The sequence below is a fragment of the Pseudomonas flavescens genome (assembly GCF_013408425.1).
Lineage (GTDB): Bacteria > Pseudomonadota > Gammaproteobacteria > Pseudomonadales > Pseudomonadaceae > Aquipseudomonas > Aquipseudomonas fulva_A.
This window is the reverse complement of the sequence record NZ_JACBYV010000001.1, coordinates 4422337-4438879: the sequence shown is the minus strand read 5'-3', so window position 1 is coordinate 4438879 and position 16543 is coordinate 4422337. Positions and strand designations below refer to the sequence as shown.

General features: G+C 62.4%; 17 protein-coding genes. 12 read left to right on the top strand and 5 right to left on the bottom strand.

The genetic code is table 11. From position 1 onward, the window contains the following. The first annotated feature begins 5 nt into the window (after positions 1–5). From pstA to FHR27_RS19880, 4 genes are all read left to right on the top strand, one after another. Positions 6–1661 carry a phosphate ABC transporter permease PstA gene (gene pstA / locus FHR27_RS19895; RefSeq protein WP_444964388.1) on the top strand — a complete coding sequence of 552 codons (1656 nt, stop codon included), beginning with the start codon at positions 6–8 and terminating at the stop codon, positions 1659–1661. 103 nt (positions 1662–1764) lie between these two features. Then, positions 1765–2598, top strand: coding sequence for a phosphate ABC transporter ATP-binding protein PstB (gene pstB, locus FHR27_RS19890; RefSeq protein ID WP_042555964.1), 834 nt, complete (start codon positions 1765–1767; stop codon positions 2596–2598). 103 nt (positions 2599–2701) lie between these two features. Beyond that, entirely contained in the window at positions 2702–3430 is a 729-nt protein-coding gene (phoU, locus tag FHR27_RS19885; protein WP_042555965.1) for a phosphate signaling complex protein PhoU, read from the top strand. Between the two features lie 143 nt (positions 3431–3573). Further along, the gene (locus FHR27_RS19880) at positions 3574–4476 is read left to right on the top strand and encodes a response regulator (protein ID WP_042555966.1); all 903 of its coding nucleotides are present in this window, start codon (positions 3574–3576) and stop codon (positions 4474–4476) included. Between the two features lie 70 nt (positions 4477–4546). Here FHR27_RS19880 and FHR27_RS19875 read toward each other — a convergent pair whose 3' ends face one another. Beyond that, positions 4547–5965 carry a DASH family cryptochrome gene (locus FHR27_RS19875; RefSeq protein ID WP_042555967.1) on the bottom strand — a complete coding sequence of 473 codons (1419 nt, stop codon included), beginning with the start codon at positions 5963–5965 and terminating at the stop codon, positions 4547–4549. A 171-nt stretch (positions 5966–6136) separates the two neighbouring features. On the opposite strand from FHR27_RS19875, the gene FHR27_RS19870 reads away from it, so the two are divergent. Both FHR27_RS19870 and FHR27_RS19865 read left to right on the top strand, forming a co-directional pair. Further along, positions 6137–6730 carry a MarC family protein gene (locus FHR27_RS19870; RefSeq protein WP_042555968.1) on the top strand — a complete coding sequence of 198 codons (594 nt, stop codon included), beginning with the start codon at positions 6137–6139 and terminating at the stop codon, positions 6728–6730. Next, positions 6727–7509 carry an N-acetylmuramoyl-L-alanine amidase gene (locus FHR27_RS19865; protein WP_179539364.1) on the top strand — a complete coding sequence of 261 codons (783 nt, stop codon included), beginning with the start codon at positions 6727–6729 and terminating at the stop codon, positions 7507–7509. Before FHR27_RS19870 ends, FHR27_RS19865 begins: the two co-directional genes overlap by 4 nt. A 56-nt stretch (positions 7510–7565) precedes the next feature. On the opposite strand, the gene FHR27_RS19860 is transcribed toward FHR27_RS19865, so the two are convergent. After that, positions 7566–9350, bottom strand: a complete 1785-nt coding sequence (locus FHR27_RS19860; RefSeq protein ID WP_179539363.1) for a KinB sensor domain-containing domain — start codon at positions 9348–9350, stop codon at positions 7566–7568. Beyond that, positions 9347–10690, bottom strand: a complete 1344-nt coding sequence (gene algB, locus FHR27_RS19855) for a sigma-54-dependent response regulator transcription factor AlgB (protein WP_042555971.1) — start codon at positions 10688–10690, stop codon at positions 9347–9349. The genes FHR27_RS19860 and algB overlap by 4 nt, the downstream gene beginning before the upstream one ends. Before the next feature lie 227 nt (positions 10691–10917). Here algB and FHR27_RS19850 point away from each other — a divergent pair, with 227 nt between their 5' ends. From FHR27_RS19850 to FHR27_RS19825, 6 genes are all read left to right on the top strand, one after another. Next, positions 10918–11769 carry a BON domain-containing protein gene (locus FHR27_RS19850; RefSeq protein ID WP_042555972.1) on the top strand — a complete coding sequence of 284 codons (852 nt, stop codon included), beginning with the start codon at positions 10918–10920 and terminating at the stop codon, positions 11767–11769. Positions 11770–11854: 85 nt separating this feature from the next. Next, positions 11855–12286 carry a PA2169 family four-helix-bundle protein gene (locus FHR27_RS19845; protein WP_042555973.1) on the top strand — a complete coding sequence of 144 codons (432 nt, stop codon included), beginning with the start codon at positions 11855–11857 and terminating at the stop codon, positions 12284–12286. A 218-nt stretch (positions 12287–12504) separates the two neighbouring features. Continuing rightward, a complete protein-coding gene (locus FHR27_RS19840) occupies positions 12505–12780 on the top strand; it encodes a hypothetical protein (protein WP_179539362.1) in 276 nt (91 codons plus the stop codon). 61 nt (positions 12781–12841) lie between these two features. Beyond that, positions 12842–13006 carry a DUF1328 domain-containing protein gene (locus tag FHR27_RS19835; RefSeq protein ID WP_013789335.1) on the top strand — a complete coding sequence of 55 codons (165 nt, stop codon included), beginning with the start codon at positions 12842–12844 and terminating at the stop codon, positions 13004–13006. A 3-nt stretch (positions 13007–13009) separates the two neighbouring features. Continuing rightward, positions 13010–13474 carry an inhibitor of vertebrate lysozyme family protein gene (locus tag FHR27_RS19830; protein WP_082045883.1) on the top strand — a complete coding sequence of 155 codons (465 nt, stop codon included), beginning with the start codon at positions 13010–13012 and terminating at the stop codon, positions 13472–13474. Positions 13475–13607: 133 nt separating this feature from the next. Further along, a complete protein-coding gene (locus FHR27_RS19825) occupies positions 13608–14837 on the top strand; it encodes a nucleoside recognition domain-containing protein (RefSeq protein WP_042555976.1) in 1230 nt (409 codons plus the stop codon). On the opposite strand, the gene FHR27_RS19820 is transcribed toward FHR27_RS19825, so the two are convergent. Both FHR27_RS19820 and FHR27_RS19815 read right to left on the bottom strand, forming a co-directional pair. Further along, positions 14819–15424 (bottom strand): hypothetical protein, encoded by a 606-nt coding sequence (locus FHR27_RS19820; protein WP_257026956.1) that lies wholly within the window; start codon positions 15422–15424, stop codon positions 14819–14821. The two genes, FHR27_RS19825 and FHR27_RS19820, sit on opposite strands and share 19 nt — an antisense overlap. Further along, positions 15363–16472 carry a DUF2914 domain-containing protein gene (locus FHR27_RS19815; RefSeq protein WP_264650101.1) on the bottom strand — a complete coding sequence of 370 codons (1110 nt, stop codon included), beginning with the start codon at positions 16470–16472 and terminating at the stop codon, positions 15363–15365. The genes FHR27_RS19820 and FHR27_RS19815 overlap by 62 nt, the downstream gene beginning before the upstream one ends. Positions 16473–16543 lie beyond the last annotated feature (71 nt).

Below are 16543 nucleotides of genomic sequence, written 5' to 3'. Positions count from 1 at the left end.
ACAACATGAAATCCTGGTTCAAGAGCGGTTCGCCCTGGATCTGGATGAACGCCGGTGCGGTATCCATCGCCATCATCATGACCCTGGGTCTGCTGGCCGTGATCGCTACCCGTGGCCTGGCCCACTTCTGGCCGTCCGACATCATCGAGGCCACCTACCAGATCCCTGGTCAGGAAGCCAAGATCATGGCGGGCGAGGTGGTGCAGAAGGAAGAGATTCCCCGTGCCCGCCTGGCCTCCGCCGGGTTGCCGGTAAATGTCGACGGCGGCGAGTTCATGACCCGCGAGCTGCTCAAGGTCGGTAACCGTGATCTGTACGGCGCCGACTTCTCCTGGGTGGTCGGCGAATGGCTCGGTGAGCAGCGCAGGCCTGAAACCCTGAGCGCTTTCGAGCGCCGCGAGTGGGGCAACTTCTACGGCTACCTGATCAACGTCAAGGAAGACGGCAAGCTGATTGCCGAAGGCGACGCTGCCTGGGCGGAGCTGCAGAAACGCATCGCCCGCGTCGACGGCCTGCACAGCCAGATCGTGCAACTCGAGAAGCGTGACATCGGCCGTATCAACGCCGGTCTCGAGCGCGTACGTCTGGAGACCCGCAAGCTCGAACTCAGCGGTGAGCTGACCGAGGCCGCTCAGGCTGACCTCGCTGCCGAACGCGCCCGCTGGGATGCCGAATACAAGGTGCTCGAGGCCGAGCTGAATGCGCGCCACCAGCAGTTCAATCGCGACAGCATGACCGTGCGTTCCGCCGATGGCCGCGAGCTGGAAATCAGCCTCGGCAAAGTGGTCCGCGCGTTTCGCCCGAACGCCATGTCGAACCTCGACAAGCTGAGCTTCTACGGCAGCAAGCTGTGGGAGTTCGTCAGCGACGATCCGCGTGAGGCGAATACCGAGGGCGGCATCTTCCCGGCGATCTTCGGCACCATCATGATGACCCTGATCATGGCGGTCATCGTCACCCCGTTCGGTGTGATCGCTGCGATCTATCTGCGTGAATACGCCAAGCAGGGGCCGCTGACCCGGGTCATCCGGATCGCGGTGAACAACCTGGCCGGTGTCCCGGCAATCGTCTACGGCGTGTTCGGTCTGGGTTTCTTCGTCTATGTGCTCGGTGGTTCGATCGACCGGCTGTTCTTCCCTGAATCGGCTCCGGCACCGACCTTCGGTACGCCTGGCCTGTTGTGGGCCTCGCTGACCCTGGCACTGCTCGCCGTGCCGGTGGTGATCGTCGCCACCGAAGAAGGCCTGGCGCGGATTCCGCGGGCACTGCGCGAAGGTTCTCTGGCGCTGGGTGCCACCAAGGTCGAAACGCTATGGCGCGTGGTGCTGCCAATGGCCAGCCCGGCGATGATGACCGGTCTGATCCTCGCCGTGGCCCGCGCTGCGGGTGAGGTGGCGCCACTGATGCTGGTTGGTGTGGTCAAGCTGGCCCCGAGCCTGCCGGTGGATGGCAACTACCCTTACCTGCACCTCGACCAGAAGATCATGCACCTGGGCTTCCATATCTATGACGTGGGCTTCCAGAGCCCCAACGTCGAAGCGGCGCGACCGCTGGTTTACGCCACCGCACTGCTGCTGGTAATGGTAATCGCGATTCTCAACCTGACGGCCGTCTACCTGCGCAACCGCCTGCGCGAGAAGTACAAGGCCCTGGACCACTAAATCCGAGCCGCAAGCCCCAAGCCGCAAGCTTCAAGCAGAAGCGCGGCGAACGGGCTTGCAGCTTGCAGCTTGCAGCTTGGCGCTGCGAACGGAGTGAGCACTTATGCAACACGAAACCGCTTCCCACGGCATCGACATCTCGGCCCTTGGCCGCGACAAGCAGAGCCTGAACCTGGCCAACGAAACCGTGGCCATCGAAGTACCCGGCCTGAACCTGTTCTACGGCGACAAGCAGGCCCTGTACGACGTCAAGATGAACATCCCCAAGCAACGCGTGACCGCCTTCATCGGCCCGTCCGGTTGCGGCAAGTCGACCCTGCTGCGTACCTTCAACCGGATGAACGATCTGGTCGACGGTTGCCGCGTGGAAGGCGAGATCAACATCGATGGTCGCGACATCTACCGCAAGGGTGAAGACGTCGCCGAACTGCGCCGCCGTGTCGGCATGGTGTTCCAGAAGCCCAACCCGTTCCCCAAGAGCATCTACGAGAACGTGGTCTACGGCCTGCGCATCCAGGGCATCAACCAGAAGCGTGTGCTCGACGAGGCCGTGGAATGGGGTCTTAAGAGCGCGGCGCTGTGGGATGAGGTCAAGGATCGCCTGCATGATTCGGCCCTCGGTCTGTCCGGTGGTCAGCAGCAGCGTCTGGTGATCGCCCGTACCGTGGCAGTGCAGCCGGAAGTCCTGCTGCTCGATGAGCCGTGCTCGGCCCTCGACCCGATCTCCACCCTGAAGGTCGAAGAGCTGATCTACGAACTGAAGTCCAAGTACACCATCGTCATCGTTACCCACAACATGCAGCAGGCTGCGCGGGTTTCCGATTACACGGCGTTCATGTACATGGGTAAGCTGATCGAATTCGGCGATACCGATGCACTGTTCACCAACCCGGCCAAGAAGCAGACCGAAGACTACATCACCGGTCGTTACGGCTGACAGTCGCTAGGGCCGCGAGTGTTACGCGGCCATCCTGGGTGATTCGCAGACAATGACTTGTAGCTTGAAGCTCGGAGCTTGAAGCCTTCGCGGAGCGAAACAGATGATCAACAAAGACAGCCTGACCCATCATATTTCCCAGCAGTTCAACGCCGAGCTGGAGGAGGTCCGCAGCCACCTCCTGGCCATGGGCGGCCTGGTCGAGAAGCAGGTCAACGACGCCGTCACTTCTCTGATCGAGGCCGACTCCGGCCTGGCCCAGCAGGTGCGCGAGATCGACGACCAGATCAACCAGATGGAGCGCAACATCGACGAGGAGTGCGTACGCATTCTCGCCCGTCGCCAGCCGGCGGCCTCGGACCTGCGTCTGATCATCAGCATTTCCAAGTCGGTGATCGATCTGGAGCGTATCGGTGACGAGGCGACCAAGATCGCCAAGCGCGCGATCCTGCTGACCGAGGAAGGCGAGTCGCCGCGCGGCTACGTCGAGGTTCGCCACATTGGCGATCAGGTTCGCAAGATGGTGCAGGAAGCACTGGACGCCTTCGCCCGTTTCGACGCTGACCTGGCGCTTTCCGTGGCGCAGTACGACAAGACCGTCGACCGTGAGTACAAGACCGCACTGCGTGAGCTGGTCACCTACATGATGGAAGACCCGCGTTCGATCTCCCGCGTGCTCAACGTGATCTGGGCCCTGCGCTCGCTGGAGCGCATCGGCGATCACGCCCGCAACATCGCCGAGCTGGTCATCTATCTGGTACGCGGCACCGACGTCAAACACATCGGCCTGACTCGCATGCAGGAAGAAGTGCAGGGCGGCGCCAAGGAGTGATCCTGGTTGCTCTGGCACCCTGAGCGCGCGTGAATGCCCGGCACCGGTCGGTTGCCTTCACGCGTTCCCGCAGGGTTACGCTTTAGTATTGGCCTTAGGCCAGTGCGGGCGTCTATGCTAATGGCCATTCGAGGGAGTGGTCGATGAGCAAAGTCAGTGTATTGGTGGTGGACGATGCCACCTTTATCCGCGATCTGGTGAAGAAGGGGCTGCGCGACCATCTTCCCGGTATCCAGATCGAGGAGGCGGTCAACGGGCGCAAGGCCCAGCAGGTGCTCGGCCGCAACCCGATCGACCTGATCCTCTGCGATTGGGAAATGCCCGAGATGTCGGGTCTCGAGCTGTTGCAATGGTGCCGTGAGCAGGAAACGCTCAAGGGCGTGCCCTTCATCATGGTCACCAGCCGTGGCGACAAGGAAAACGTCGTGCAGGCCATTCAGGCTGGCGTTTCCGATTTCATCGGCAAGCCGTTCTCCAACGAGCAACTGATCACCAAGGTCAAGAAAGCCCTGCAGCGCAGCGGCAAGCTGGCCGCACTGATGTCGGCCGCACCGCCGAAAATGCTCAGCACCGGGGCTTTCGCCAATGATTCGCTGGCCGCGCTGACCGCCGGCAAAGCAGAAACCGTCCGTCCGGCCGCTGCGCCTCAGCCAGCGGCGGCGTTCAGTGCCAGCCCGGCTCCTGCCAAAGCCGCTTCAAGCACGCCCATGGGCCGCAGCCAGGGCCAACTGCGCCTGCCGGGCGGCACCATGGCTTGCGTCGTCAAGGCACTGAGCCTCAAGGAAGCATTGTTGGTGGTCAAACGTGGCGAGCTGATTCCACAAGTGCTGGAAAGCGTGGTGCTCGATCTGGAGCAGGGCGAGTCGTCCGAAGTGGCGCGCCTCAACGGCTATCTGCACAGTGTCGCCGCCTTCGAGCCGAAGCCTGACAGCGAGTGGCTGCAGGTGGTGTTGCGCTTCGTGGACCGTGATCCACAAAAGCTGGATTACCTGTCCCGGCTGATCGCCCGTGGCACCACTCAGAAGCACTTCACCCCAGGCGGCTGAGCCGCACCAGCACCATCCTCGGTAGGCAGGTCAACGCTGAGCAGTCCGTCAGGGCCGCTCGGTTCTCCCCTCAGGCCACGGCGTGAAGGTGCGGCTGCCAGGATTCGGGAATCTGCTCCAGCCTTGGGTAGTTGATCGCCTCCAGCTGCAGATGCGGTAGCAGGAACGGCGTGTGGCGCAGGTGTTCGGGCAGGCTGCGCAGCTCCGGTATCCACAGGCTGACGTATTCCCCCTGAGGATCGTACTGACGAGCCTGCTTGAGGGCATTGAACATGCGCTTGAGCCGCGGATCGCTGCCGACGCCTGCCAGGTACGCCCAGTTGCCCCAGTTGCTGGCCGGGTCATAGTCGATCAGATGCTCCTCGAACCAGGCCGCACCATGACGCCAGTCCTGCTCCAGATCACTGACCAGGTAGCTGGCTACCACCTGGCGCCCCCGATTGGACATGAAACCCGTGGCGATCAGCTCGCGCATGTTGGCGTCGACCAGCGGCATGCCGGTACGCCCTTGAGCCCAGTGCTCGAATCGCTCGTCGATCTGCTGCGGCGCGCGTTCGGTGGCTTTCAAACCGCCTGCTTCGAACAGCGCCTGGCCGTGGCGCTGCAAGGTGCAACGAAAGAACTCGCGCCACAGCAGTTCCAGCCATAGCCAGTAAGTGGATTCGTTGGCGCCATAGAGCGATTCGTGGCGGCGCAGCTCGGCTGCTGTGCGGCGTGGCGACAGGCTGCCGTTGGCCAGCCAGGGCGAGAACTTCGACGAATACTCGCTGCCGATCATGCCATTACGGGTTTCCTTGTAGCGCCTGACCCCCTGGCTGTCCCACAGGTAATCACGCAGTCGGGCCTGGGCCGCTGCCTCGCCACCCGAGAAGGGAAAGGCGCTCGGCGCGATGCTCAGGGCATCGCCAAGGCCGAACTGGGACTGGGTGGGCAGGCCGAACTCCGGGGCATCGGCGCCATCTGGCAACGGCGGCAGTTGATCCGGCGCTGCTTGCGGCTGGAACACGTACTGGCGCGCATCGACCAGTGCGCGGAACTGGCTGTACACCTGAGGCAACTGCGCCAGCGGGCAAGGCAGTTCGGCTTCGCTGAACAGGCTGTTGCTTTGCGCCGTGCGCAGGGGAACGCCACCAAGGCTGTCGCGTACACGAGCGAGCAGAGCGAGTTCCTGAGGGGCGATTTCGTCGAGGGTCAGCACCTGCTGCAGGTCGAACTGCTCGACCACCTGCACGACCACCTCTTCCGGCTTTCCGGTGATGACCAGAAGTTTCGAGCCACGCTGGCGCAAGGCGCTGTCGAGCGCTGTCAGGCTTTCCAGCAGAAAGCGCGCGCGGTGCACGCCAATGCGTCGGCTGCCGAACTCGTCGAGTTGCAGCAACGCCGGATCGAGAACATACAGAGGCACAAGATGATTGGCACCGAGGGCAGCCTGCAGCGCGGGGTGATCGTCGAGGCGTAAGTCCTGTTTGAACCAGAGCAGCGCACGCATGGAATGTTCCCTCATAGTCGTCTGATTATGGATCGTTTAGAGGTACGACAAGTTCAGCGCCGTCCGGCGCCGACCAGTGGCAGGCGTTGCCCGGTAATACGAAGGCGCATTGCTGACAGACGGCAGCTCCTACAGACACTAGACTGTGCGGCTGTTTTCTGGAGCCCGAACATGGACATCTTCAGCATCGCCGTGCTGCTCTTCCTGGTCACCGATCCGTTTGGCAACATTGCCATCTTCATTGCCGCCCTGAAGAACGTCGCCCCCGAGCGGCGCCTGTGGGTGGCCGCGCGCGAGCTGCTGTTCGCCCTGGGATTGCTGCTGCTGTTCCTTACCTTTGGTGACAAAGTGCTCAGCTCGCTTGGCCTGTCGCGGGAGGCAACCGCCATCGCGGGGGGTATCATCCTGTTCGTCATCGCCATGCGGCTGATTTTCCCCAGCCCGCACGGCGTGCTCGGGGACGTCCCGGACGGTGAACCGATGCTCGTGCCGCTGGCCACGCCTGCAGTGGCCGGGCCATCTGCACTGGCGGTGCTGATGACCCTGCGTAACACCCACGAAGGCGAGCTCTGGGAGCTCTACCTCGCGCTGATCCTGGCCTGGGCCGCGACAGCGTTCATCCTGTTGCAGGCTTCGTTCCTGCAGCGTTTCCTCGGCCCTCGCGGGCTGACCGCAGTGGAGCGGCTGATGGGCATGCTGTTGATCATGCTCAGCGTCGACATGCTGTTGGACAATCTACAAAGCGTATTGCATATCCAGCCATGAAATTCCTAAGTCTTGTCCTGTTCGCCCTCCTGCTCGCTGGTTGCGCCAGCGGGCCGCGCATCGATCACAGCTACACCTCCAGCGGCCAGAGCAGCCGAGTGCAGTACATCGTGCTGCACTACACCTCGGCCGACCTGCCACGCTCGCTGGAGCTGCTCACCAAGGAAGAGGTCAGCGCTCACTACCTGATCAACGCCGTGCCGCCGACCATCTACCAATTGGTCGATGAGGATCGCCGTGCCTGGCACGCCGGCGTCAGCGAGTGGCAGGGGCGCACCTGGCTCAACGGCACCACCATCGGCATCGAGCTGATCAACCAGGGTTACTTCGATACGCCCAAGGGCCGTTACTGGCAGCCCTATGCCCAGCAGCAGATCGACGCGCTGATCGTGCTGCTCAAGGACATCATGGCGCGTCACCACTTGCCGCCTGGCAGCATCATCGGCCATAGCGATATCGCGCCGCAGCGCAAGGTCGATCCGGGCCCTCTGTTCCCCTGGAAGCAACTGGCCGATGCTGGCCTGATGCCCTGGCCGGACGCCGCCGCAGTCGCCCGTGAGCAGGCCGTTTACACCCTCAGCCTGCCAGACGTCGCGTGGTTCCAGCAGCAGCTGGCTGCGCAGGGCTACGTGGTGCCGGATAGCGGCGTGCTCGACGAAGCGACACGCAATGTGATCCGGGCATTCCAGATGAAGTACCGGCAAAGCCTCTACGACGGTCAGCCGGACGCGGAAACCGCCGCGCTTCTTCTGGTGCTCAACCGCATGGGCAAGGCCTGACACCAGGCCGGCGGGGAGGGCGCCTGAAGCTCTGGCGCCCTTGCCTTGATTGCCGCTTAAAGCGGCAGGGAGATATGGAAGCGTGCGCCCTGGCCCGGCTGGGATTCGGCGCCGATGCGCCCGCCGTGCAGCTGGACGATTTCCTTGCACAGCGCCAGGCCGAGCCCGGCTCCGCCCTTCTTGCGACCGATCTGCACGAAGGGTTCGAACAGCCTGGCCTGCTGGCCGTAAGCGATGCCCTCACCTTCATCTTCGACACTGATCAGCAGCCTGTCCTCCTGACGTTGCGCGAGCAACCGGATGGTGCCTGACTCTGGGCTGTGGCGCAGTGCGTTATCGATCAGGTGATCGAGTACCCGGTCGATCTGCGCCTGATCCAGATGAATGCGTGGCAGCCCCTCGGCGCTTTCCAGCGCCAGGCTGACCTGTCGCGCCTGGGCCTTGCCGACATGCCGGGCGGCCGCCTGCCTTAGCAGGTCGGGAATGTCGCAAGGCGCCAGTTCGAGTTTCTGCACGCCGCTCTGGTAGCGGGAGAAATTCAGCAGATCCTCGATCAGGTGCACCAGACGCTCCATTTCCTCGTCGACGATACTCACCAGATCCGCTTCGCGGGACTCTTCGGCGAACTTGCTGCGCTCGCGCAGCAGGCCGAACGCCATGTGCATGCCGGTTACCGGGGTGCGCAGCTCGTGGGAGGCGCGCAGCACGAATTCGTTTCTGGCCCGTTCGAAGGCACGCTGCTCGGTCACGTCATGCAGCACCATCACGGCACCGAGGATTTGCCCCTGGCCCTGGCTGACCGGTGTCAGGCTGTAGTTGAGCAGGCGGGTTTCGCCATTCGCCTCGACCTGCAGGTCCGCCAGGCGCTGTTCCAGGCTGTGGCCCTGCAGTACGTGCTGCAGTTGATCATCCAGCTCCGGGCGAGACAGGGCCTGGCTTGGGCTCTGGCCGAGGGGCTGGTCATGCCAGCCAAGCTGGCGCTGGGCGACCGGATTGAAATGTTCGAGCAGACCGTCGCGACCGAAGATCAGCAGGCCGTCGTCGATGCTGTCGAGCACGGCCTGCAGGCGGTGCTGCTCAGCCATCAACGCTTCGACGTTGCTGCTCTTTAGCTGGCGCAGGCTCTCCGCCATGAGACCGAAACGGCGGCTCAGTGCGGACAGTTCGGCAACCGGGGTAATCGGCAAGGTCACCTGAAAGTCGCCGCGGCCGATCTGGTCTGCAGCGCGGGCCAGGGCATCGATCGGCTGACCGACTCGGCGGGCGATGGTGTGCGCGGTGATGAAGCCGATCACCAGCACGGCGAGGCCGACCAGCCCCAGCAATCCGGCGATCAGCCAGGCACGGTCACGGGCTTCGGCTTCCGACTGCTGGACGGCCGTCACGTAGCTCACCTGCAGGGCGTTGAGGCGGTCACGAACGGTCTCGATGGTTCTGGCGAAATCATCGTTGGTAAGCAGTTGGCCGCGTACGGTCAGTGGGTCTTCCAACAGGCGGCTGAAGTTCTGGTAGGCGGCCTGGATATCGACGATCGCCTGACGGTCGGCTTCCGTCGGGCTGGCCTGCAAGCCATCGTCGATCCATCTGCGGATGCGTTGGTCGGACTCCTTCAGGCTCTGCACCGTCTGCTGGTCGAAGTCCTCGCCAAGCATCATGAATAGCTGCTTGCCCAGCTCCTGGCGGAGATCGAGGCTATCGCTGATGACTTCCAGATTGTGCGCCAGCGTGCGGTTTTGCGACTGAGTGAGCTGCAGCACGCTGAAAATGCCCAGCATCAGGCCCAGCAAGGCAACGGTGAGCAGGGCGCTGGTGCTGAGGAACAGCTTGCTGCGCAGCTTCATAGGCCGAGCTGCTTTCGTTTGCGATATAGCGTCGAGGCGTCGATGCCCAACGTCTTGGCTGCCTGGTCGAGGGTTTCGCTGTTGGCCAGCACCGCCGAGATATGCGCCTTCTCCAGCTCCTCCAGGCTCAGGTCGGCGCCCACACGCGGGGCGCTGTTGGTGACCGATGCACTCATCCCCAGATGAGCGACCTCTACCCATTCACCGGGGCAAATGATGCTGGCGCGCTCGATCACGTTGCGCAGCTCGCGGATGTTGCCGGGCCACTGGTAGTCGAGCAGCGCCTTCAGCGCCTCTTCGCTGAAACCGCGGGCCGGGCGGGCGTAATCCTTGACGAAGCGAGCGAGGAAACGGTCGGCCAGGGTAAGGATGTCATCGGCGCGCTCGCGCAGTGGCGGCAGGTTCAGGGTGATGACGTTGAGGCGGTACAGCAGGTCTTCACGGAAGTGTCCTTCCTTGACCATGTCAGCGAGGTCACGGTTGGTCGCCGCGAGGATGCGTACATCGGCGTGACGGGTCACCGGGTCGCCTACGCGCTCGTATTCCTTGTCCTGGATGAAGCGCAGCAGCTTGGGCTGCAGGGTCAGCGGGAAGTCGCCGATCTCGTCGAGGAACAGCGTACCGCCATCGGCCTGATTGACCCGCCCCAAGGTACTTTCGCTGGCGCCGGTGAAGGCGCCGCGGCTGTGACCGAACAACTCGCTTTCCATCAGCTCGGCGGTCAGCGACGGGCAGTTGATGGTCACGCAGGATTTCTTGGCACGGCGGCTCCAGCCGTGAATGGCGCGCGCCAGCTCGCCTTTACCGGTACCGGATTCGCCGAGGATCAGGATATTGGCATCGGTGGTCGCCACCTGCCGGGCGGTTTCCAGGATCGCCATCATTGCCGGGCTGTGCGAGTCGATGCCATCGCTGGGCTTGCGCACTTCGCCTTCCAGGGCTTCCAGGCGTGCGGAGAGTTGCCGTACTTCCAGTTGCTTGGCAGCGGCCAGGCGCAGTTGGTCCGGGCTGCATGGTTTGACCAGATAATCCGCAGCGCCTGCCTGCATGGCATCCACGGCACTGTCGATGGCCGAGTGCGCGGTGACGATCACCACGCGCATCCAGGGCGCGAGGATGCGCATCTGCGCCAGCACGTCGAGGCCGTTCTCATCGCCAAGGCGCAGGTCGAGGAAGCACATGTCGAATACCTGCCTCTGCAGCAGTGACTCGGTTTGCGCTGCGCTGTTGGCAGTGGTGACCTGATAGCCCTCGTCTTCCAGGCAATAGCGGAAGGTACGCAGGATAGCCGCTTCGTCGTCGACCAGCAGGATGCGCCCGCTCTGACCTGTTGCTTCCATTTACATGCTCCATGGGGTGAATGGCAGAGATTAGTCTGGGAATCTTCGTGCAAGTTGCACGGCAAGTATGACGTGATCTTGCATCGTGCAAGCGGCCAGCTGCCATGACTTGGATTTAAACAACTGATTTTAGTTGGTTTTTATTTTTTTGGCGGCTGGCATAACGCTTGCGACTCCTTCCTGACCGCATTGCTGCGGCATTCGTGAATCACAGGAGGAGGCGTTACATGCTGTTGAGACAATCCGCACTGGCCATTGCCATCACCGGTCTTATCACCCTGGCACCGCTTGCACAGGCGGCCGAGGAGGGGATTGATCGGCAACTGAGCGATGCCCGGCAGCAGGGTGCCATCGATACGGCATTCGCCCTGAACCGGCACCTCAATCCCTTCGAAATAGTGGTCTCGGTAGATGGCGGCACCGCCACGCTGAAGGGGGCGGTGGAAAACTCCGCCGAGCGCGAGCTGGCCGCCGAGCTGGCTGGCAGTATCGACGGCGTTCGTGAGGTGAACAATGAGCTCGAGGTCGATCCTGCCATCGAGGCTGCAGTTGTCGACGAGCAGGCGCGAATCACCACCGACAAGACGCTGGCCCAGCGTTTCGATGATGCCACCCTGGCCGCAACGGTGAAATCCAAGTTGTTGTGGAACAGCAACACCGAGGGCCTGGACATTCAGGTGCGTGCCGAAAACGGCGTGGTCAGCCTGAGTGGCAATGCGGGTACCCCGGTGGCCAAGGAGCTGGCCGGTGAGCTCGTCACCAATACCGAAGGCGTTCGTGAGGTGCACAACCACCTCAGCATCAACACCGCCGACAGCGCGTCGGCCGAGGCGCAGAACGCTGCCAACGACGCCGCTGCGTCGATCAGCGACACCTGGATAACCGGCAAGGTGAAGTCCAGCTTTCTGTACAGCCGCAACCTCGACAGCCTGAACATCAAGGTCGATACCCGCGAGGGCTTCGTGAGCCTCAGCGGCACCGTGCTGAGCAATGCCGAGAAGCGCCTCGCCGTCGAGACCGCGCGCAACATTCGTGGCGTGCGTGGAGTCGATGCCGACGCCCTGCGCATCGCCAGCTAAAGAGCAGCAAGGGAGGTGGTCGCCAGCGACCGCCATTCTATGCAGGGCCGCTGACGGCACTGCCTATAAAGACAGGAATATCGCCATGAGCAACAAGACCGAGCAACTCAACGAACTGATCGCAATCATCCGTGACGGCCAGCGCTTCTACGAGCACGCCCATGATGAGGTCAAGGATGTGCGCCTGCAGGCACTGTTCCGTGACATGTCGCAAACCAAGAACCAGGTGATTCAGGCCCTTTCGGTCAAGGTCGCCGCCAATCAGGAGGAGCCCACCTCCAGCGGCACCGTGGTGGGCAAGCTGCGTCAGGCCTATGCCGATGCTCGCGCCACCCTGTCCAGTGATGAAGAGGCCACCTACGTGGCTCAGTTGGAAGAAGCGGAAGACCGCATCCTGCACGCCTTCGAGGATGCGCTGGAGAGCGCTGAGCCGGACGTGCGCGCATTGCTCGCCGTGGAAATGCCCAAGGTACGTGCCTGCCATGACCGTATGCGTGACCTGAAACACGCCATGTAACCCCACCTGGCACAGGGATGTGCCGCCCCTGGCGTCGTGCAGAACGCCCGAGCTTTGTAACGCGATCGTGCAGGATGCCAATGATGGCACTTGGTTTTGTTTTTTAAGTTGTTGATTTTTAAGTATTTTATTTTTATTTCGAGCTGGCACGCAGGCTGCAATTACCTAGTCATGAAAAGAACGCTTAGCCGTTCGGCAACGACCTTGAGGAGCCTTACATGAACCTTCACCGCGCCCACACCGAGATTCTGATCATTGCGGTTGCCGCTGTTCTGGTCCTGATGATGAGCGTGTCGTTCAAGGCTCCCCAAACCAAGGCTGTCGAGTCGCCGGTTTCCAGCCAGGCCCATGTGCCGGCTAGCGTTCAACCTGCTGCCGCTTCCGCTGCTCCGGCCTCGTTGCAGACCGTAAGTGCACAGACCCAGACCACGGGTGACTGGGTTCGTGCCGAAGCCGTGGAAGCGCCGGTCAAGCAAACCCGCTGGGTGTTCTGAGACGCCTACCGATTTTTAACTGTTACACCCGCAAGACCTCAAAAAACCAAGGAGAAACGCCATGCTGAGTTGGGCCATTACCTTTCTGATCATCGCCATTGTCGCTGCCGTTCTGGGCTTCGGTGGTATCGCAGGCACTGCCACAGGTATCGCGAAAATCCTTTTCGTGGTGTTCCTGGTCATGTTCATCGTTTCGTTCATCATGGGTCGCCGCCCTCGGGGCTAGGCCATGACGATGAATCGATTCAAGACGCTCGTTGCCGCCCTGATGCTGGGCGGTAGCGCGGCGGCCTTGGCCGCCAACGATGGGGAATTCCGTCTGAACGATCTGCTTGGGAGCAATCCTGACTATCGTGAAGCCTGGAAGGAGCTCATCCAGGACGAGGAGCGTTTGCCCGAGTGGGTGATCAACCTCAGCGGCGTTGCCACGCCGATGAAGACGCTGGAAGAAGACGGCGACCAGTATCTGGTCGGGCAGTTGTGCGAAACATCCAATTGTTTCAACCAGCGCCTGTACGTCGCCTTCACGCCGGACCGGGACGATGCGTACGCACTCTGGGTGCAGTTGCCCGAGGGTTTACCCGAGGACAAGACGCCCAGTGAGCATGCTGATTTGCGTTGGCTCGGTGAGCCGGACGACGGGATCAAGCAACTGCTGCAGGAACAGTTGAAGAAAGACCCCAACTGGTACTGATGCTGCTGACGGCGCCCTCTGGCGCCGTTGCTCTATCTGTAGTCCGGTAAAACGTCTCGACCCCCTATCTCTCCCTTCCACATCCCCTGCCTGGCCGCGTTATCATCAGCCGCTATGTTCTAGGGGGTGACTTATGCTCAACGGCTTGTGGCTGAGCTTTTTCGTGGTAGCGGCGGTAGCAGGGCTCAGCCGCTGGCTGCTGGCTGACGATCCGGCGGTGTTCGGGGCGATGGTGGAAAGCCTGTTCGCCATGGCCAAACTGTCCGTCGAGGTGATGGTACTGCTGTTCGGTACGCTGACCTTGTGGCTTGGCCTGTTGCGCATCGCTGAGAAAGCCGGGCTTGTGGACGCCCTGGCGCGTGTGCTCGGCCCGCTGTTCGCACGCTTGATGCCTGAAGTGCCGCGCGGCCATCCGGCCCTGGGCCTGATCACCATGAACTTCGCCGCCAACGGCCTGGGGCTGGACAACGCGGCCACGCCCATCGGTCTCAAGGCCATGCGCTCCCTGCAGGAACTCAACCCCAGCAGCACCACGGCGAGCAACGCACAGATTCTCTTTCTGGTACTCAATGCCTCGTCGCTGACGTTGCTGCCCGTGACCATCTTCATGTACCGCGCCCAGCAAGGTGCGCCGGACCCGACGCTGGTGTTCCTGCCGATTTTGCTGGCGACCAGCGTTTCCACCCTGGTCGGCCTGTTTTCCGTGGCCATCATGCAGCGCCTGCGTCTGTGGGACCCGGTCGTGCTGGCCTACATGATTCCCGGCGCGCTGCTGCTCGGCGGTTTCATGGCGATGCTCGCCGGCATGTCCGCCACCGCCCTGGCAGCCCTGTCATCGCTGCTCGGTAACCTGACGCTGTTCGGCATCATCATCGCCTTCGTGGTGATCGGAGCGCTGCGCAAGGTGCAGGTCTACGAGCAATTCATCGAAGGGGCCAAGGAAGGCTTCGACGTGGCCAAGAGCCTGCTGCCGTATCTGGTGGCGATGCTCTGCGCGGTGGGTGTGCTGCGTGCATCCGGTGCTCTGGAGCTGGCGCTCGACGGCATCCGCTGGATCGTCGCCTGGGGCGGCTGGGATACCCGCTTCGTCGACGCGCTGCCGACCGCCATGGTCAAGCCATTCTCCGGAAGCGCGGCGCGGGCCATGCTGATCGAAACCATGCAGACCCAGGGCGTCGACAGCTTTCCGGCTCTGGCTGCGGCAATCATTCAGGGCAGTACCGAGACCACTTTCTACGTGCTGGCCGTCTACTTCGGCGCGGTGGGCATTCAGCGTGCCCGGCACGCCGTGGGTTGTGCGCTGCTGGCCGAGTTCTCCGGCGTGGTCGCCGCGATCGCCGTGTGCTATTGGTTCTTCGGCTGAGAGCTGCCGCCGAACAGGCCTCCGGCCCAGGTCACCAGCGGGTCACGCGGCTTGAAGTCGTGTATCCGCTGCAGGCGCGGGGCGATGAAGTCCTCGAACTGCTCGGCCTGCTCGAAGTACACCCCGGTGAACAGGATGAACACACTCTTGTTCGCCACCCGGGTGAAGAACAGATTGCCGACCGGCTCGCCGCCTCTGGTGAGCAAATCGAGGCTGGAGTCCTTGGCGTGGCCTGGGCTCAGGGCCAGCGCGCGCTTTTCCAGGCCGTTGCTCTTCAATGAGTAGCTGGCGCCGAAATTACCCGCATAGCCACTGACCAGTGCATCGCCAGCCGTGGGGTAGATGGTCACGGCGCTGTACAGGTAGAAATTGTCGTCGGTGTTGTGGGTGTAGCTCAGCTCGACGGTGCGTGTCAGGTATTGCACGTTCTTGCTGTAGTGGCCGCCCCGGCCCTTGCGCAGATGAGCGAAGTCCCGGTCGGCGAGCAGCAGTTCGCGCTCCTCATCCACTGGAACGGCATTGAAGTCACAGGCGCTGATCGTCAGCGTCAGGATCAGCAGCAGGGGGCTGCTCAGGTAGCGGTTCATTCAATCCTCCTTGATTGCCCGTCTGTGCAGTGGCGTCGGGTGTCACTTCGAAACGCAGTACGCCGATCATCTGGCCAGCGTCGGTGAGCACCTGGATCTGCCAGTCACCTTCCACGTCCTGCGGGAAGTTCTTCTTGTGCGTCCAGGCGCGATAGCCTTTCTCGCGACCGCCGTGGATATCCAGTGCGATGCGCTCCAGCTCCTGGCCGTTGTGCTCCCAGACGTGATAGATGCGCTCATCGAGGCCGCGCGGGGCGTTGATCGCCGTGTAGGCATAGATACCCGTACTGCGCAGCTGGCTGGCGCTCAATTGATCGACCCCTTCGCCGGGCGAGCGGTTCTGGTTGTCGAACTCGGTGGTGATCGCCACCTCGGTCAGCCATAACGTGGCCGGCGGCACCCAGGTTCGGGTTACCCAGCCAAATGCGCCAATAGCCAGGGTCAGGCCGACCAGCAGCAGGCCGCGCCACCATTTGCGTACGGTGATGATGCTGAACAGGCTGGGGAACGACAGCAGCACGGCGGCCGCCAGCGAATACTGATAGCTCTCGGTGGTGTTGAGCTTGAAGATGATCGGCAGCGCCGTGAGCATCACCGCGAACAGCGCCAGGGTGTGATAGGCGAGAAAGATCCAGCGCCGTGGTGCCAGCCACCGGTAGTAGAGCGGGTCGGTGATTGAGACCAGCGCCGCCGCGGCCAACAGCCCGCTGAACAGGGCCTGGCTGCTGTTCCAGGTGGTGGTGATGAAGAAGAACGGCAGGACGAAGAACAGACTTTCCTGGTGGATCATCTGCGTGGCGTAGCGCAGCAGCGGGCGCGGTAGCTCGAAGCCGAAGCGGGCGGCGATGCGTTCGCGCAGCACGTTTTCCAGAATGAGCCACAGCCAGCTGACCAGCAGCACCAGAGCCAGCACCTTGGCCAGCCCGGCCTGGCGGTCGACCAGTACGAAACTCGCCAACCCGGACAGAAAACCGAATATGGCAATCGCTCCGGGATGGCGCTGCATCAGCGCGATGATCCGGAAAACGAGACTTTTGCTGGAGGTGATTAGAGACAAGGCGGTTCTGGCAGTGGTCAAGAACGACACGCAGGATACTGCATTTGCCGCACACGTGCGGC

Bases quoted from the DNA above. Each gene is read 5' to 3' on its own strand.
- pstA (WP_444964388.1), top strand. From the start codon at position 6: ATGAAATCCTGGTTCAAGAGCGGTTCGCCCTGGATCTGGATGAACGCC.
- pstB (WP_042555964.1), top strand. From the start codon at position 1,765: ATGCAACACGAAACCGCTTCCCACGGCATCGACATCTCGGCCCTTGGC.
- phoU (WP_042555965.1), top strand. From the start codon at position 2,702: ATGATCAACAAAGACAGCCTGACCCATCATATTTCCCAGCAGTTCAAC.
- FHR27_RS19880 (WP_042555966.1), top strand. From the start codon at position 3,574: ATGAGCAAAGTCAGTGTATTGGTGGTGGACGATGCCACCTTTATCCGC.
- FHR27_RS19875 (WP_042555967.1), bottom strand. From the start codon at position 5,965: ATGCGTGCGCTGCTCTGGTTCAAACAGGACTTACGCCTCGACGATCAC.
- FHR27_RS19870 (WP_042555968.1), top strand. From the start codon at position 6,137: ATGGACATCTTCAGCATCGCCGTGCTGCTCTTCCTGGTCACCGATCCG.
- FHR27_RS19865 (WP_179539364.1), top strand. From the start codon at position 6,727: ATGAAATTCCTAAGTCTTGTCCTGTTCGCCCTCCTGCTCGCTGGTTGC.
- FHR27_RS19860 (WP_179539363.1), bottom strand. From the start codon at position 9,350: ATGAAGCTGCGCAGCAAGCTGTTCCTCAGCACCAGCGCCCTGCTCACC.
- algB (WP_042555971.1), bottom strand. From the start codon at position 10,690: ATGGAAGCAACAGGTCAGAGCGGGCGCATCCTGCTGGTCGACGACGAA.
- FHR27_RS19850 (WP_042555972.1), top strand. From the start codon at position 10,918: ATGCTGTTGAGACAATCCGCACTGGCCATTGCCATCACCGGTCTTATC.
- FHR27_RS19845 (WP_042555973.1), top strand. From the start codon at position 11,855: ATGAGCAACAAGACCGAGCAACTCAACGAACTGATCGCAATCATCCGT.
- FHR27_RS19840 (WP_179539362.1), top strand. From the start codon at position 12,505: ATGAACCTTCACCGCGCCCACACCGAGATTCTGATCATTGCGGTTGCC.
- FHR27_RS19835 (WP_013789335.1), top strand. From the start codon at position 12,842: ATGCTGAGTTGGGCCATTACCTTTCTGATCATCGCCATTGTCGCTGCC.
- FHR27_RS19830 (WP_082045883.1), top strand. From the start codon at position 13,010: ATGACGATGAATCGATTCAAGACGCTCGTTGCCGCCCTGATGCTGGGC.
- FHR27_RS19825 (WP_042555976.1), top strand. From the start codon at position 13,608: ATGCTCAACGGCTTGTGGCTGAGCTTTTTCGTGGTAGCGGCGGTAGCA.
- FHR27_RS19820 (WP_257026956.1), bottom strand. From the start codon at position 15,424: ATGAACCGCTACCTGAGCAGCCCCCTGCTGCTGATCCTGACGCTGACG.